The organism is Salinisphaera hydrothermalis C41B8, assembly GCF_000732535.1.
Classification (GTDB): domain Bacteria; phylum Pseudomonadota; class Gammaproteobacteria; order Nevskiales; family Salinisphaeraceae; genus Salinisphaera; species Salinisphaera hydrothermalis.
Window position 1 is genome coordinate 12,481 of sequence record NZ_APNK01000003.1, and the last position, 16,017, is coordinate 28,497.

At 64.5% G+C, this 16,017-nt stretch carries 13 protein-coding genes; 12 read left to right on the plus strand and 1 reads right to left on the minus strand.

Annotated features, from left to right (window positions below):
* Window positions 1-98: 98 nt before the first annotated feature.
* A complete protein-coding gene (locus tag C41B8_RS03180; RefSeq protein ID WP_037334439.1) occupies window positions 99-1,553 on the plus strand; it encodes an aminoacyl-histidine dipeptidase in 1,455 nt (484 codons plus the stop codon).
* Between the two features lie 25 nt (window positions 1,554-1,578).
* Here the strand turns inward: C41B8_RS03180 and C41B8_RS03185 are convergent, their stop codons facing one another.
* The gene (locus C41B8_RS03185) at window positions 1,579-2,037 is read right to left on the minus strand and encodes a hypothetical protein (protein ID WP_156962394.1); all 459 of its coding nucleotides are present in this window, start codon (window positions 2,035-2,037) and stop codon (window positions 1,579-1,581) included.
* Window positions 2,038-2,224: 187 nt separating this feature from the next.
* Between C41B8_RS03185 and C41B8_RS03190 the strand changes: the two genes are divergently transcribed.
* The 11 genes from C41B8_RS03190 (at window position 2,225) to C41B8_RS03235 (ending at window position 15,860) form a co-directional block, all read left to right on the plus strand.
* A complete protein-coding gene (locus tag C41B8_RS03190) occupies window positions 2,225-3,937 on the plus strand; it encodes a thiamine pyrophosphate-dependent enzyme (RefSeq protein ID WP_037334016.1) in 1,713 nt (570 codons plus the stop codon).
* Entirely contained in the window at window positions 3,934-4,410 is a 477-nt protein-coding gene (locus tag C41B8_RS19325; RefSeq protein WP_051882931.1) for a GNAT family N-acetyltransferase, read from the plus strand. The genes C41B8_RS03190 and C41B8_RS19325 overlap by 4 nt, the downstream gene beginning before the upstream one ends.
* 162 nt (window positions 4,411-4,572) lie before the next feature.
* Complete coding sequence (locus C41B8_RS19960; protein ID WP_198025031.1) at window positions 4,573-5,088, plus strand: YdcF family protein; 516 nt, start codon at window positions 4,573-4,575, stop codon at window positions 5,086-5,088.
* Between the two features lie 75 nt (window positions 5,089-5,163).
* Window positions 5,164-6,636: an AMP nucleosidase gene (locus C41B8_RS03200; protein WP_037334018.1), complete on the plus strand. Its 1,473-nt coding sequence runs from the start codon at window positions 5,164-5,166 to the stop codon at window positions 6,634-6,636.
* 569 nt (window positions 6,637-7,205) lie between these two features.
* Complete coding sequence (locus C41B8_RS03205) at window positions 7,206-9,491, plus strand: hypothetical protein (RefSeq protein WP_037334023.1); 2,286 nt, start codon at window positions 7,206-7,208, stop codon at window positions 9,489-9,491.
* 559 nt (window positions 9,492-10,050) lie between these two features.
* Window positions 10,051-10,824, plus strand: coding sequence for an IclR family transcriptional regulator (locus C41B8_RS03210; RefSeq protein WP_037334029.1), 774 nt, complete (start codon window positions 10,051-10,053; stop codon window positions 10,822-10,824).
* Window positions 10,825-10,856: 32 nt separating this feature from the next.
* Window positions 10,857-12,020, plus strand: coding sequence for a CaiB/BaiF CoA transferase family protein (locus tag C41B8_RS03215; protein ID WP_037334032.1), 1,164 nt, complete (start codon window positions 10,857-10,859; stop codon window positions 12,018-12,020).
* On the plus strand, window positions 12,010-12,768 hold the full coding sequence (locus tag C41B8_RS03220) for an enoyl-CoA hydratase/isomerase family protein (protein WP_051882933.1): 759 nt from the start codon (window positions 12,010-12,012) through the stop codon (window positions 12,766-12,768). The genes C41B8_RS03215 and C41B8_RS03220 overlap by 11 nt, the downstream gene beginning before the upstream one ends.
* Complete coding sequence (locus C41B8_RS03225) at window positions 12,768-13,601, plus strand: CoA transferase subunit A (protein ID WP_037334036.1); 834 nt, start codon at window positions 12,768-12,770, stop codon at window positions 13,599-13,601. Before C41B8_RS03220 ends, C41B8_RS03225 begins: the two co-directional genes overlap by 1 nt.
* Window positions 13,594-14,340 carry a CoA-transferase subunit beta gene (locus tag C41B8_RS03230; protein ID WP_037334038.1) on the plus strand — a complete coding sequence of 249 codons (747 nt, stop codon included), beginning with the start codon at window positions 13,594-13,596 and terminating at the stop codon, window positions 14,338-14,340. Before C41B8_RS03225 ends, C41B8_RS03230 begins: the two co-directional genes overlap by 8 nt.
* The gene (locus C41B8_RS03235; protein WP_051882935.1) at window positions 14,337-15,860 is read left to right on the plus strand and encodes a class I adenylate-forming enzyme family protein; all 1,524 of its coding nucleotides are present in this window, start codon (window positions 14,337-14,339) and stop codon (window positions 15,858-15,860) included. The genes C41B8_RS03230 and C41B8_RS03235 overlap by 4 nt, the downstream gene beginning before the upstream one ends.
* Window positions 15,861-16,017: the final 157 nt, after the last annotated feature.

Genomic DNA, 16,017 nt, shown 5'->3' on the forward strand with positions numbered 1-16,017 from the left:
TGTCGATCCTCCATAGGTCGAAGCTCGCCCATGGCCTCCTCGGCTCCGATTGCCTATGCTCTGGCGCTGTCGTATTGATCAACGGGGAACCGGACGTCGTGAACGCGCACCTCGAGCAACTCGAACCCAAGCTGCTCTGGCAGCATTTCCGTACCTTTTGTGATACGCCGCGCCCGTCCTGGCACGAGGACGCGATTCTGTCGAAAATCGAAGCCTGGGCCGACGAGCGCGGCTTCGCCCACGAGCGCGACGAAGCCAACAACCTGCGCATCGTCAAGCCCGCCACAGCCGGTCATGAAAACGCGCCCGGCGTGGTCATGCAGGGGCATGTGGACATGGTCGCCGAGTCGGACGCGGGCGTGGACCACGACTTTGAGACCGATCCGATCGTCACCTTCGTCGAGGACGGCTGGCTCAAGGCGCGCGGCACCACGCTTGGCGCGGATAACGGCATCGGCGCCGCCGCCGGCCTGGCGATCCTCGACGAAACCGATCTGGAACACGGCCCGCTGGAAGTGCTGCTTACCGTGGCCGAGGAAGTCTCGCTGGTGGGCGCGGCCCATCTCGCGCCCAACTGGGTCAACGGCCGCCTGCTGCTCAATCTCGATACCGAGGAAGAAGGCGAGGTCTGCATCGGCTGTGCCGGCGGGGCCAACGTCACCACGGAAACCGAGCTGGCCGAGCATCCGCTGGAAGGCAACCTCACTGTATTCAAGATCGGGGTAAACGGCTTGACCGGCGGCCATTCCGGCATGGATATCGACACCGGCCGGGCCAGCGCCAATCGACTGCTCGCCCGCGCGCTGCACCAGCTGCTGCCGCTGGGTCTGCGGCTGGTCGACTACGACGGCGGGCGCATGGACAACGCCATCACGCGGGCGGCCTGGGCCACCGTGGCCCTGCCGGACGCGGCCTTCGACGAAGCCACGGCCGAGCTGGTCGAGCTGGAAGCGGTGTTCCAGAAAGAACTGGCCGGCGTGGATGGGCAGGTCGCGGTGGACCAGGAGCGCGCCGAAGCCGACAAGGCGCTCTCGGTCGGCGATACCAAACGGCTGGTCCGCCTGCTCTATGCCCTGCCCTACGGCGTGGAACGCATGAGCCTGGCCGCGCCCGGCGTGGTCGAGACCTCCAACAACATCGGCGTGGTCCAGGTCGCCGACGGCGTGTTCAGCGCCCAGCTCATGGTGCGCTCGCTGGTGGATTCGGCCCGTGACTCGCTGGTCGAGCGTATTGCCACCATGTTCGAACTGGCCGGTTTTCCGGTCACGCGCGAACGCGGCTACCCCGGCTGGGCGCCCAACCCGAAATCGGCGCTGCTGGCCCGCTTCGTCGACGTGCACGAACGCGTGACCGGGCAGCCTCCGGAGGTGAAGGTCATCCATGCCGGACTGGAATGCGGCCTGATCGGCGCGCGCTATCCCAAGATGGACATGATCTCGTTCGGGCCGACGATTCGCGGCGCGCATTCGCCGACCGAGCGCGTGGACATCGCCGCGGTCGACAACTTCTACAAGATCCTGCGCGCCATGATCACCGAACTCGCCGGCGCGTGATCACCGGCCGGGCGCGCGCCAGCCTTTAGGCCGGCATGCGTCCGGCCATGGCCCGCAGGGCCAGGGCATGCCGCTCCACCGCAGACAATCGGCACCGCGCCTGCGCGAGCAAATCATTTTCTTCCGATTGCATCAGCTCCGCGCCGTCGCGCAGCGCGGCGGTCAGCCGGTGGCGTAGCTCGAGACGCGCGGCAGCGCTCATGGCCGAGGCCAGCCGATCCCGAATCGTGATCCAGTCGTGGGCCGACTCGCCCTCTCCGGCGCGGGGGGCGCCCCCGTCTTGCGCCGCGAGATAAGCACGCAGACAGGCTTCGCGCGGCTCGTGCACACGCGTTTCGTAATCGACGTAGCCGGCGACCAGCATGCGTAGACTCGCCGCGGCGTGCGGGCGGGCGCGCACGTAGCGCGGCAACTCATCCAGAATCCGGCGGCCGAGACTCCTCAAATAACCATGATCGGCACGCAAGGTGTCGACGATATCCATTGCTTTGCTCTCCATCGTGTCCCCATGGGCACTCCAAACTCAGCCTGTCCGATCGCCGACCTGCGCTATTTGATGCAGATCAACGCTATTGGATCCGCGTGCGCCCCGCCACGCGACAAGCCGGCATCTGGCTCGACGCAAACTTGTATGATCGAAGGATCGAGACATTCCTTGCCCGGGCCACTCAATGAGTCAGAACGTCGCAGAAATCATGGTTGCCACCCTGCTCGACGCAGGTGCCAAGCGCTGTTACGGCGTCGTTGGCGACACCATCAATCACCTCACGGACGCCATTCGGCGCTCGGATATGGACTGGGTCCATGTCCGCCACGAGGAAGTCGGCGGGTTCGCGGCCGGCGGCGAGGCCTACATGACGGGCGAGCTGGCCTGCTGTGCCGGCACCTGCGGGCCCGGCAGCACGCATTTCATCAACGGTCTGATGGAGTCGCATCGCAACGGCGCGCCGGTGGTGTTCATCGCTTCGCAGGTCGCGACCGCTGAAATGGGCGTCGGTTTTCCACAGGACGTCGACCAGCGCCCGCTGTACGCCCAGTACAGCGTGTTCTGTGAATACGTCTCCAGCCCCGAGAACGCCAAACGCCTGACCGCAATCGCCGCGCAGAAAGCGCTCAACGAAGGCGGACTGGCGGTGCTGATCGTGCCCGGTGATATCTTCACCGCCAAGCCGGAGAACAACCTGCCCTGGCGCACGATGCGCTTCGATCCGGTCGTGCGTCCGTCGGAGACCGAGCTGGAGGCCGTGGTCGAAGCCCTCGACGCCGGTAAGAAAGTATCGATCTATGCCGGTCACGGCTGTGCCGATGCGCACGATGAAGTCATCGCCCTGGCCGACAAGCTCGGCGCGCCGATCGCCTGGACCTCTCGCGCCAAGGATTTCATCGAATACGGTAACGAGTTGGAAGTGGGCATGACCGGCGTATTCGGCCTGGCCGGCGGTTATCGCGCGGTGTCGGAATGCGACACGCTGCTGCTACTGGGCTGCAGCTTCGCCTGGGCCCAGTTCTATCCCGAGGACGCGACCATCATCCAGGTGGATATCGCGGCCGGGCAGATCGGCCTGCGCCATCCGGTGGATATCGGCGTAATCGGCTCGGTGCGCGATACCTGCGCGGCGCTGATCGACCGCGTGGCGCGCCACGACGACCGCGACTGGGTCAACGCGTGCCGCAAGACCTATCGGGAATCGCTCGACGACGCCGCGGCCGAATCCGAAGACGACAGCCTGATTCATCCGCAGGAACTCACCCTGGCGCTGGATGCGCACGCCGCCGACGACGCCGTGTTCACCGCCGACGGCGGCAGCCCGATGGTGTGGTGCCTGCGTCACATCAAGGCTAACGGCCAGCGTCGTACGCTACCGAGTCTGGTCCACGGCACCATGGCCAACGCCTATCCACAAGCGATCGGCATCAGCCAGGCGTTTCCAGGCCGGCAAGTGATCGCCATGTGCGGCGACGGTGGTTTGTCGATGCTCATGGGCGACCTGTTGACGCTCGCCCAGTTCGAGATCCCGCTCAAGATCGTGATCTTCAACAACAGCTCGCTCGGCTTCGTCGAACTCGAGCAGAAAGTCGACGGCCTACTCGATGCCTACACCGAGCTGAAGAACCCGGACTTCGGCGCGCTCGCCCATGCGGTGGGCCTGTGGGGCCGCAAGGTCGAGGCCAAGCATGAGCTCGACGGCGCCGTCGCCGAACTGCTGGCCCACGACGGCCCGGGTATTCTGGATGTGAAGGTCAACCGTATGGAACTGGTCATGCCGCCCCACGTGGAATTCAGTCAGGTCGCCTCGACCGCGCTGTATTCGACCAAAGCTGTGTTGTCCGGCCGCATGGGCGAAGTCGTCGACCTGGTGCGCAACAACTTCTGGACACGTTGAGCGAAACGCCGAATCGTTTCCGCCTGAGACCGCCCCGGCCGGCGGATTACGCTCGGCTCTGCGAATGGATACCGGACGGCCCGGCGGCACGCCGCTGGGCCGGGCCGGAGATGCCCTGGCCACTGGACGGGCCCGAGCTGGCGCTCGCGCTGTATCGCGAATACGCCCACCCACGCGCGCTGGTCGACGAGACCGGCGCGTTGGTTGCGTTCGGCGAGTACTATTTCAAGCCGCCAGCCACAGTGCGCTTCGCCCGGCTGATCGTGGCCCCGAACCGCCGCGGCCAACGCATCATCGACACGCTCATCGACCGGCTGGCCGCCGACGCGGCCCGACACCGGACCTCGGACACCCTCGAACTGGCCGTATTCGCCGATAATAGCCCAGCAAAGCGTGCCAATCTAAGGCTAGGGTTCATACCTCGGCAAGACGTCCTATCTGACGCTATCCTGACCATGCAGCGGCATCCATAATCATGAGTATCCGAGAGTTTTTCCAGAGCGCTGCAGTACGCTGGCCTATCCTATATCCGTCCCGTTCAGCGCATCTATTTCCGGCATAGCCGTCTCCCCCTGTTGCGAGAGCCCGCGATAAAAACAGCCGTTTCTACAATCATTGGGCTCACGCTAATCGCCGTGCTCACTCTGGCCGCAGTCGACATCTTTCGTATCGGCAATATTCCGGCCTCTTGTGCTCAACATGCCGAGCCCCAGTCCGTAGCGCTCGTGCTCAGCGGCGCACCTCACTACCGCAGAACGCGCCACGCCGTCGCGCTGTATCGGGCGGGTCGCGTCGCACAAATCGTCTTTTCAGGTGCGGGCTCCGGCGGAGATTCGGCACAACTTCTGGCTCGTCAGGCACGCGAGATGAATATCCCACCGGGGCATATCCACGTTGAAGGCCGCGCGCGCTCCACGTACCAAAATTTCGAGTACTCCTGTGTATTGACGCCAATTCGGACAGCGCCACGTGTTGCGATCGTCACGGACCGCTTCCACGCTTATCGTGCCTGGGCGACCGCACGTCAACAGTGTCCAACGCTGCATTTCTGCTCGGCCCCAGTTGATAATCCGGTCACGCTCTCGCGGCGATTCAACGAGGCGAGCAAGCTGCTTGGCTATCAGCTCCTTGGTCGCGCGACGCTCTGGTGAGTTAATAACGCCCAGATGTCATTGCGCATTGCTAACCTGACAACGCCCACCAATCAGACAATTAAGGAAGCCGCCATGCCCGGCACCGCACATGGCAACGCCCGCGATCTGCAATCCTTCGACAACGCCGAGGATGCCCTCGCCCGGATCGAGTCGCTGTACGCGGCCGCACGCGAGCAGATGGAAGAGCGCCATCGCCGATTCGTGGCCGGTGAACATGAGCCGGAAGTACTGCCCGCGGCCTACTATCCGTATGTCGGTATCGAGACCACGCCGGACCGGCTGGTCAGCTCGGCGCGACCGACCTATGGCTCGCTGCGCAAGGGCGGGGTCCACGGCACCACGGTAACCCGGCCGGATCTGTTCCACGATTATCTGTTGGAACAGCTGTCGCTGCTGATCGAGAACCACGGCGCGCCGATCCAGGTCGGCCTGTCGGATCAGCCGATCCCGCTGCCGTTCATGATCGAGGCCGCCACCGCCGATCTCACGCCGGCGGCGGTGCGCGCGATGGAGCGGGCCTTCGATCTGCCGGATCTGGCCAACATGAACGATGCGATTCCCAACAGCACGCATCGCACGCCACCGGGGCACCCGTTTCCGCTGGCGCTGTTCGACGCCCAGCGCACCGATCTCGCGCTGCAACGCCTGGCCCATTACACCGGCACCGACCCGGCTTATTTCCAGGGATTCGTGCTGCTGACCAATTATCAGCGCTACGTCGACGACTTCACGGCTCACGCGCGCGACCAAATCGCGAACCACGACGAGTACACCGGCTTTGTCTCGCCGGGCGACGTGGTCGAGCCCAACGCCCGGTACGATCATCTGACCGCCGGCGGCGAAACGCCGAAGCATCTGCCGCCGATGCCGGCCTATCATCTGACGCGCGAGGATGGCCTCGGCGTCACCCTGATCAACATCGGCATGGGTCCGGCCAACGCCAAGACCATCACCGATCATCTGGCCGTCCTGCGCCCGCACTGCTGGCTGATGATCGGCCACTGCGGCGGCCTGCGCCGCTCCCAGCAGCTCGGCGACTATGTCCTTGCCCATGCGTACGTGCGCGAGGACCACGTGCTCGATCAGGATCTGCCGCCCTGGGTGCCGATCCCGCCGATCGCGGAAATGCAGATCGCGCTCGAACAAGCCGTCTCGGGCGTCACCGGCCTATCCAAGCGCGACCTCAAGAACCGGCTGCGTACCGGCACCGTCGCCAGCACCGACAACCGCAACTGGGAATTCCGCTACGACGAGCTTTACGAGCGTTTCTCCCAGTCGCGGGCCATTGCCATCGACATGGAAAGCGCGACCATCGCCGCGAACGGCTTCCGTCTGCGCGTGCCCTACGGCACGCTGCTGTGTGTTTCCGACAAGCCGATGCACGGCGAGCTCAAGCTGCGCAGCATGGCCAACGCTTTCTATCAGAGCCAGGTGCAGCAACACCTCACCATCGGGCTGGAAACGCTGCGCCTGATTCGTGAATCCGGCGTCGAAGCGCTGCACTCGCGCAAGCTGCGTTCGTTCGACGAGCCGGCCTTTCGCTGATAGCGCCAGCGCACGGAGGAGTCGGCTCCGTGCGCGCCTGTAAACGTTGGCCGATGCAGAGCGCCCACGTTCGCGCTGTCGCAGCGTTACGTTCGGCGCTGGGATTATTCCCCCATCTACAAAACAAACTCGCTGGATAAACCCGTGCACGGTTCGGAATATCGGGCCGAGACGTCGCCAAGCCGGCCTCCGCTCGAACGCGGAAGGCCAACCTATGTGGGTCGATACCTGCCTTTGTTCGCTATCGAGATTCCGCTTCGGGGACTCGGAAAAGGCATATAAAAGTAGCGCTGTTCGCCCAATGACTCGCGGGTTTAATCCATAACATTGGCGCTGACGGGGATTGTCATACCCAAATTCTGCCGAATTAAAAATAAAGCGAACCATTAGATGCGAGGATGGCGCGTAAAACCATTTTTTAATAATAGATACGATGCATCAAATTGCGTCATTCATCGATTGAAAACATGGAACAGGCATTGAAAACCAGTGCTTCTTCATTTTTCAAACATAAACGAAAGCCGCACTCGAATATTTCATCTTCTTTGTATTACGCGGGGTTATACCTGATGGGGATTTCATCAACCTGCCGGCGGGCACTGATCGGCATCACGGGCGTCCTGGCCGTCGCGACCAGCACCTGCGCGATGGCGTGGACTTATAACGACCTGAGCTCGCAGCAGAAAACGCTGTACGACCAGGAACAGAACTTCATTAACTACGTGTACACCAAGGCGGGGCTCACGCCGCCGAAGTTGCCCTATTCCATTTTTCTGGGCCCCGACACTCGCGGCGACAACCCCGACATCACCGACGTAACCGTTCGCAACCGGTCCGATAACGATGCGTCTTATCAGGTCGTCACCTACGGGCAAGTCTTCAAGAAAGACGACTATCGGCCCAACAAGTCGCTGTTCTATTCGACGCCGAGCAACCCGAGCAGTCAGGGCGTGCAAGCCGACATCAAAAGCTACTATGACGATGGCTCGGTGAAACACGCGATCCTGTCGTTCCAGCTCGATAAAGTGCCGGCCCACGGCGACGTGCGAATCAAGCTGTTCACGAACGGGGATCGGGCCGGGGGCTCGCCGCCGGGCGCGATCACGATCAGCCGCCTGCTGTCCTCCGGCTTCGATGCCCACATCACGATTCAGAACGGCGCTGACACCCTCACCCAGAACGCTCGCACGCTGCTCCAGGCGATCATCGATCAGGGCGGCTGCAATGCCGTGCCCGACAAGATCTGCAAGACGTGGCTATCGGGGCCCCGGACCAGCGAGTGGCTTATCGGTGGCCGCATGCAGGGCGCCAAGACAGATCGCGATAACCAGCTCGCGGCCTATTTCCATATCCGGGCCCATGCCAGCTACAGCGGGCAGATCACGAACGCCCGCGTCGACACGGTCGTGGAAAACGACTTCACCTATGGCAAGACAGCGAGCAATCTGACCTACGACGCCACGATCAAAGTGGGCGAACATAGTTTTCAGATCAAGAACCTGCCGCATTACGACCATGCCCGGTGGCACAAGGTCCTGTGGTGGGGTACCGATCCCGATCTCTATGTCCAGCCGGACATGCAGTATCTCCAGGCGACCCGGGCCATTCCGAAATATGCGGACATCAAACCGGACGAATCGACGCTGGCCAGCCTGCCGGCCAGCTATCCGCCGATGACCAACGGTGCCCAGACCCAGCACATGGGCGATGTCGGGGCGCAAACCGCCATCGGCCCGCTGCCACGATGGAGTGCCCTCTATGCCCTGAGCGGCGACCCGCGGGCCTTCGACTACATGCAGGCCAACGACAGCGCGGTCGGCGCCTACGGCTTTCATTTTCGCGACGCGACCACCGGCCGGCCGGTCACAATTACCGATCACCCCTATATCACCGTGGCGGCACGTCGCGATACCAGTTGGTCGCCCGATATTCGCCGTGATCTGTATACCGCCTGTAGCGGCGACTGCGATTCACCCTATCAGTACAACCTGGCCCACCATCCCTCGATCGGTTTCCTGACGTATCTGGTCACCGGCGACTACTACTATCTTGAAGAGCTGGAGTTCGCGGGCTCCTATGCCGAGCTCTGGACCAACCCCGGTTATCGACAGGACGCCAAGGGCATCCTGCGCGGTGCGGCGGATCAGATACGACAACAGGCCTGGACCCTGCGGACACTCGCGCAAGCGGCATACGCCACCCCCGATGCCGATCCGATGCACGGCTACTTTACGGGGCTGCTCCATAACATTGCCGACGACTACGACAGCTACTACTTGCAGCACAAGGATCAGCATCCGCTGCATATTCTCGACAACTACACCAACTATTCCGTCAACGGCAACGAGTCGGTCGGCATCCCCCCATGGCAGGAAGACTTCTTCGCCTGGTCGACCTCCTACGCCACGGATCTCGGCTTCAAGGAGTTCGAACCGTTCGCGCAATGGCTGCTCCAGTTCCAGGTCGGCCGCATGACCGACTGGATCGATCGCCCGGATACCGGCTTCTGCTGGACGGAGGCTTCCGTCTACGCCCTGCAGATCAAGCCGGCCCGCGGCGCGGATTTCTTCAGCAGTCTCGATGAGGCCTACCAAGCGACGCTGCCGAACCTCGCCGGCCTGAAGTGCGACTCGCAGACGTACCACAACTACATGAACCCCCCGACTCAAATCGGGGAGATGGAGGGCTACTCGAACTCTCCGGCCGGTTTTCCGTCGAACCTGCAGCCCGCGCTCGCAGCCAGCGTTGATCGGGGCGTGGACAAGAGCGACAAGGCGTGGGAAATCTTCGCGCATCGCTCGGTTCAGCCGCGCTACAACGACTACCCGAACTGGGCCATCGTGCCTCGCCAGTAGCGTAGCGGTATCGAAACCGGCCTTGAACGATGCGCCGCTCCGACAGGAGCGGCGCTTTACTGCTACCCAACTGCACCACCAACCCCAGTGCCGTAGCCGCCGCGGCGACCGACACTAACCCGACGTGCTGTTTCCCATTGCAGCCAATGCCCAGCTAATCATCACCCGAGCAATCGACCGGGCCGACCTCCGGACAGCCCGGTAGCGAATGCCAGCTCGGAGCCGGCCTCAGGGCAAGCGAGCATCGCTCCGTTCGCCTGACTGGCGGCAGCCGAAACGCGCAGACACGGTGGCTTAACCCGATCCGGCCGAAGACTGCGGCACGGCTACGAGCCCCACTTGTTGGCATGCAGAACGATCGACGCGGGCCCCATTATTCAGAACGCAGTCTTCCATTCTGGAAACAGTGGCTTGGACCGATCACTGCAGGTGTTCGCGCGCCGTCGTGTTCCAAACTATAGAACACTGACACATAAGACTTTTTTCTAATATCAGGTAGCGCTCGAACGGCGCCAGATGCCTATACCGAATTCTGGAAACGCGTTCTGGTATTTAGAACATGGACAAGACACTGCTCAAGGGCCTGCGTGTTCTCGAGACCCTGGCCGCCAGCCCGCAACCGATGGGCGTCACCACGCTCTCACGGGCGCTGGATCTGACCAAGAGCAACGCGCATCGCACGCTGCAAACCCTGGTCGCCGCCGGCTATGCCCGCAGCAATCCCGAGACGGCCACCTACGAATGCACCCTCAAACTGTTTGAAGTCGCCAGCGCGGTCGTCAGCCGGCTGGACGTACGCCAGATCGCCGACCCGTATCTGCAGCAGCTCGCCCATGCGACCCACGAGAGCATCCATCTGTCGGTGCTGGACGGGCTGGATGTGATCTATCTCAACAAGATCGAAAGCCCGCAGCCGGTCCGCGCCTATTCCGCGATCGGCGGTCGTGCACCGGCGCACTGCGTGGCCTCCGGCAAAGCGCTGCTGGCCTGGCAGAGCGACGACATGCTAGCCACCCTGCCGGACGATTTGGCTCAGTGGACGCCACACACGCTCGACACTCTGGAAGCGCTGCTGGCCGACCTGGCCGAAACACGCCGTCGCGGTTTTTCGATCAACTGCGGCGAGTGGCGCGACTCGGTCGGCGGCGCGGCGGCGCCGGTGTTCGATGCCCACGGCCTGCCGGTCGCCGCACTCGGTATCTCAGGCCCGCTGGAACGGCTGTCGCTCGGCACCCTGCACCAGCACGGCCCGGTCGTGATCCGCACCGCGCGCGAACTGTCGCGGGCACTCGGCTATCGCGGCGATGCCTACCCCGACAGCGCGGCCGCCTGAGCCGCCTTCGCTTTATCTTTCGAGGAGACAACGTGCAACCGTTACAAGGCATACGCGTCATCGAGTTCTGCAGCGTCGCCGCCGGGCCGTTCTGCGGCATGCTGCTGGCCGACATGGGCGCCGACGTGATCAAGGTCGAGAACCCGGCCGGCGGCGACAGCATGCGCGCCTGGCCGCCGATCAGCGACGGCTACAGCGAGAATTTCGCTTCGGTCAATCGCAACAAGCGCTCGGTGACCCTCGATCTCAAGAATCCGGCCGACCAGGCCCGCGCCCGTGTACTGGTCGATTCGGCCGATGTGGTGCTCGAAAACAACCGCCCCGGCGTAATGGAACGACTCGGACTGGCCTATGCCGCAGTCTCGAAGCAGCACCCGGAGCTGGTTTATTGCTCGATCTCGGCCTTCGGCCAGGACGGACCGCGTGCCAGCGAGGCCGGTTTTGACCTGACGCTCCAGGCCATGAGCGGCGTGATGAGCGTGACCGGCGAACCCGGTGGCGAGCCGGTCAAATGCGGCGTGCCGCTGGCCGACTTTGCCACCGGCCTGTACGGCGCCTTCGCCATTTCGGCAGCGCTGCGCGAGGTGGCCGCCACCGGGCATGGCACGCATATCGATGCCTCGATGCTCGGTGCATCGCTGGCCATCAGTGCGCTCCAGACCAGCCAGTATTTCGGCACCGGCGAGAACCCGGTCAAGCTCGGCTCGGCCCATCCGCGCAACGCGCCATACGAAGCGTTTCGCGTGGCCGATGGGCACGTCGCCATGGCGGCCGGCAACAACGCGCTGTTCGCCCGCGCCTGCAAGGCGATCCATCGCGAGGACCTGATCGATGAAGCCCGGTTCGGCTCGACCACACGGCGCGCCGAGAACCAGGCCGAACTCAAGGCGATCTTCGAGGGTGTGTTCGCCGACAAGAGCGTCGACACCGTGCTTGCCCTATTCCGCGAGGCGGGCGTGGCCTGTGCGCCGATCAACGGCTATGCCGAAGCGCTGGCCGATCCGCAGGTCGATCACATGGGCTGGGTCCAGCCGCTGACCCTGCCCGGCGGGCACGAGACCCAAACCTTCATCTCGCCCCTGCGCTTCGGCGGCGAAAACGTCCGCCCCTATCGCCGCCCGCCCGAACTGGGCGAACACAACGACGAAGTGTTCGCCGAATTCGAAACCCGCCGGGAGGCCGCCGATGCCCGCTAAAACCGTGCTCCCGATCCGCGTGACCCGCGTCGGCACGACCACGCAGGTCGTGCTGGCCCGGCCGGACAAGCGCAACGCCCTGTCGGCCGGGCTGGTCGAAGCGCTGATCGAAACCGTCGCCACCGCCGAGCGCGACGGCACCCGTTTGCTGACCCTGCGCGGCGAAGGCAAAAACTTCTCGGCCGGCTTCGATTTCTCCGGCTTCGAAAACGAAAGCGAAGGTGATCTGCTGCGGCGTTTCGTGCGCATCGAGCAACTGCTGCAGGCACTGGCCCATGCGAGTTTCGACACCGTCGCCTATGCCCACGGGCGCAACTTCGGCGCCGGTGTGGATCTGCTCGCGGTCTGCAACCGGCGCTGGGCGAGCCCGGAGGCGAGCTTTCGCATGCCCGGGCTCGGCTTCGGGCTGGTGCTGGGCTCGCGGCGGTTCGCGGACATCGTCGGCGCCGACTGGGCCCGTGAAGTGCTACACGACGGTGTGACCTTCGATGCCGCCACCGCACGCGAACGCGGTTTCGTCACCGATCTCGTCGCCGCCGAAAATGTCGCGACGCGACTCAATGCCGTCGCGGCCCCCGATCTAAGCGCCGACGCGGCGGACCGCCTGTTCCGGGTAGTCCGGCGCGACACGCGCGATGCCGACATGGCCGAGCTGGTGGCCTCGGCCGCCGAACCCGGTCTCAAGGACCGCATGCGCGCTTATCGCGAAGCTGCTGCGGCCCAGGCCCAACAGAAGAAGGCGTCGTAATGGGTATCGCACGTACCGCCAAGATCGAAAGCGTGGCCAAGCTGGCCGCCCGCATTCCCGACGGCGCCTCGCTCGCGCTGGGCGGCAGCTTTCTGCATCGCGGCCCGTTCGCGCTGGTGCGCGAACTGATCCGCCAGCAGCGCCGTGATCTGGAGATCATCAAGCAATCGCCGGGCTACGACATCGATATCCTCTGCCGGGCCGGTGCGGTCCGTCGGGCGCGAACCGGCATCGTCGCCATGGAAGGCAATTTCGGGCTTGCCCCCTGGTACCGCCGCGCGATCGAAAACGGCGACGTCGAACTCGAGGAACATGCCTGCGCCACGCTCACCGCCGGCCTCAGGGCCTCGGCGTTCGGTGTGCCGTTCATGCCCTGCGGCGGTATCCACGGCTCGGCGCTGGCCGAGCTGAACGGCTGGCAGAAACTGCCCGATCCCTACGGCAACGCAGGCGAGACCTATGTCATCCCGAAGATCCGCCCGGATTTCGCCATCGTGCTCGCCAACGAAGTCACCGAACAGGGCGACGCCCGCGTCTTCGGTACCTCGCACTGGGACCGCATCATGACCCGGGCCGCGGATCGCGTGCTGGTGGTGGCCGAACGGCAGGTCGCCACCGACACGTTTCGTGAGCGCCCGGAGCTCACGCTCGTGCCGCATTTCATGGTCGAGGCCGCCGCCGTGCTGCCGAACGCCGGCTGGCCGGGCTCCTGCTGGCCGGATTACGAAGTCGATTACCCGGCTGTCGAGGCCTATCTGGGCCGCGACGAGGCCGCCCTCGCCGATCACCTAGCCGCCGCCCCGGAAGCCCGCGAGGAGATCGCTCATGTCTGAATCCTGGTCGCCGTTTGCCTATATCGTCACCAATCTGGCGCGCTTCATACGGCCGCATGAAGTCACCTTCAGCGGCGTGAACTCCAGCCTGCCGATGCTGGCCTGCCTGCTGGCGCGCCGCGCCTACGATTTCGACTTCACCTATATCAATGTGGCGGGCGGGGTCGATCCCATACCGTCATCGGTGCCGATTTCCAGCTCCGACCCGGTGCTCGCCGAAGGCTCGACCGCGATCTTCGGCAACGAGGATTTCTACGATCTGTGCACCCGGGGCGGCATGGATCTGTGTTTTCTCGGCGCCGCCCAAGTCGACGGGCGTGGCCGGACCAATGTTTCGGCGATCGGCGACTGGCACCACCCGAAGGTGCGACTACCGGGCGGCGGCGGCGGCGCCGTTATGCTGCCCACGGCCAAAAGATCGGTCACCTGGCGCACCGAACATTCACGCCGGACGATGGTGGAGACCCTGGATTTCGTCACGGCGGCCGGCGGCATGCACGGCGTGGTCACGCCGATCGCCGTATTCGTGAAGCAGAACGATCGGCTGGCACTGGCCTCCTGGCATCCCGAATCGTCGCTGGAAGAAGTCCGCGAGCGTACCGCCTTCGATTTCGAGGCCGGTCAGGCCCGGCCCACCGAATCGCCCACCCAACGCGAAATCGAGGCGCTGGCCGCACTCGACCCGGAACGCCGCTTCGAAACCGACGCCGCTATCGTGCTGCGCAAGGAGGCCGTATGAGCCCGTCGCTGCAACCCTTGTCCGGCGTCCTGCGCGAGGCGATCGCAACCCATGCCGCGGCCGGGCGCACTGCGCTGCGTGGCCCGGCCGGCATGCTCGACTACGGCGCGCTCGGCGCGGCGATCGATGCCTATGCCGCCGGCTTTGCCGCGCTCGGCCTGGCACGCGGCGCCTTCGTCGGCATTGCTGCCGCCAAGACACACGACTGCGTGGCCGCCCTGTTCGGCGCCATGCAGGCCGGGCTTGCGCCGACCATCATGGAGCCCCGAATTACGGTCTCAGAGCTGGCCGATCGCGCCGAATCGGTCCGCATGGCCGTGATGGCTTTCGCGGACGAGGACTTTCGTGACGAAGCCGAACCCGGACTGATCACGGTCGGCACGCGTGCCCTGCACCTGCCCTCGCTGAGGCACGAAACCGCGACGCCGACCGCCATCGAACATCAGACGACGGACCGCGCGCTGTTGTTGTTCACCTCGGGCAGCACCGGCCGGCCCAAGGGCGTGGTGCTGACCCAGGCCAATCTGCGGGTCAACGCCGATGGCGTCGTGGCGCACACCGGCCTCACGCCGCACGATCGGCTGCTGCACGTGATGCCGCTCCATCACACCAACGGCATCAACAATCAGCTGATCGCCCCGTTTCTGGCCGGCGCCGAAGTGGTGTTGATTCCGCGCTTTCGTGCCGACGACATTCTCGATCAGCTGCGCGAATACCGGCCGAGCATCGTGACCGGCGTGCCCACCATGTATTCCCGGGCCCTGCCCCATATCCCGGCGGGCGAGACTTTCGAGTACCTGCGATTTCTGCGCTGTGGCTCGGCGCCGATCACCCCGGCCCTGCACGAGCAGATCGAGCAGGTCTTCGGCGTGCCGCTGGTGGTCTCCTACGGGCTGTCGGAATCGACCTGTACGACCACGCTCAACCCGCCGTCCGCCCGTCGGATCGGCTCGATCGGCACCGTCATCCCCGGCCAGACGTTGAAGCTGTTCCTGCCGGAGACGAACACCGAGGCCGCGCCCGGCACCGAAGGCGAGATCCGTATCACAGGCGCGGCCCTCATGGCCGGTTATATCGGCGCCGACGTGGACTCGCCGATCGTCGGCGGCTGGCTACGCACCGGTGACCTCGGCCGGATCGACGACGACGGCTATGTGTCCATCACCGGCCGGCTCAAGGACGTGATCATCCGCGGCGGGGAAAATCTCTCGCCGGCGCTGATCGAGAACCGGATCGCGGCCCATCCGGCCGTTGCCGAATGCTGCGTGATCGGCGCGCCCGACGCCGATCTCGGCGAGGTCCCCGTGGCGTTCGTGGTCACTCGCGATGATCAGGCCATCGATACCGAAGCACTCGCCGACCGGGTCGAGGCCGATCTATCGCCCGTGTACCGCCCGCGAGCGGTTTATCGAGTCAACGCCCTGCCGCTGAACAAGGTCGGCAAGGTCGATCGCAAAACGCTGCGCCAGCGGCTGGCGCACGAGCAAACAGCCCAGGCTGCCGGCTGGGCCGAATCATGATCGCCGTCTCTTTGCCAACCAGGAGCGCCCTGCCCGAACACTGATTTGCGGCCGACCAGCGCCTATCGGCGCTGCAGCGGTCGCTTTACGAGAGCCTGCCGCCCTTCGATTCGTATTGGCTGGTCCTGCACCGGTCCGGGGTCGGTATGCCCATAAC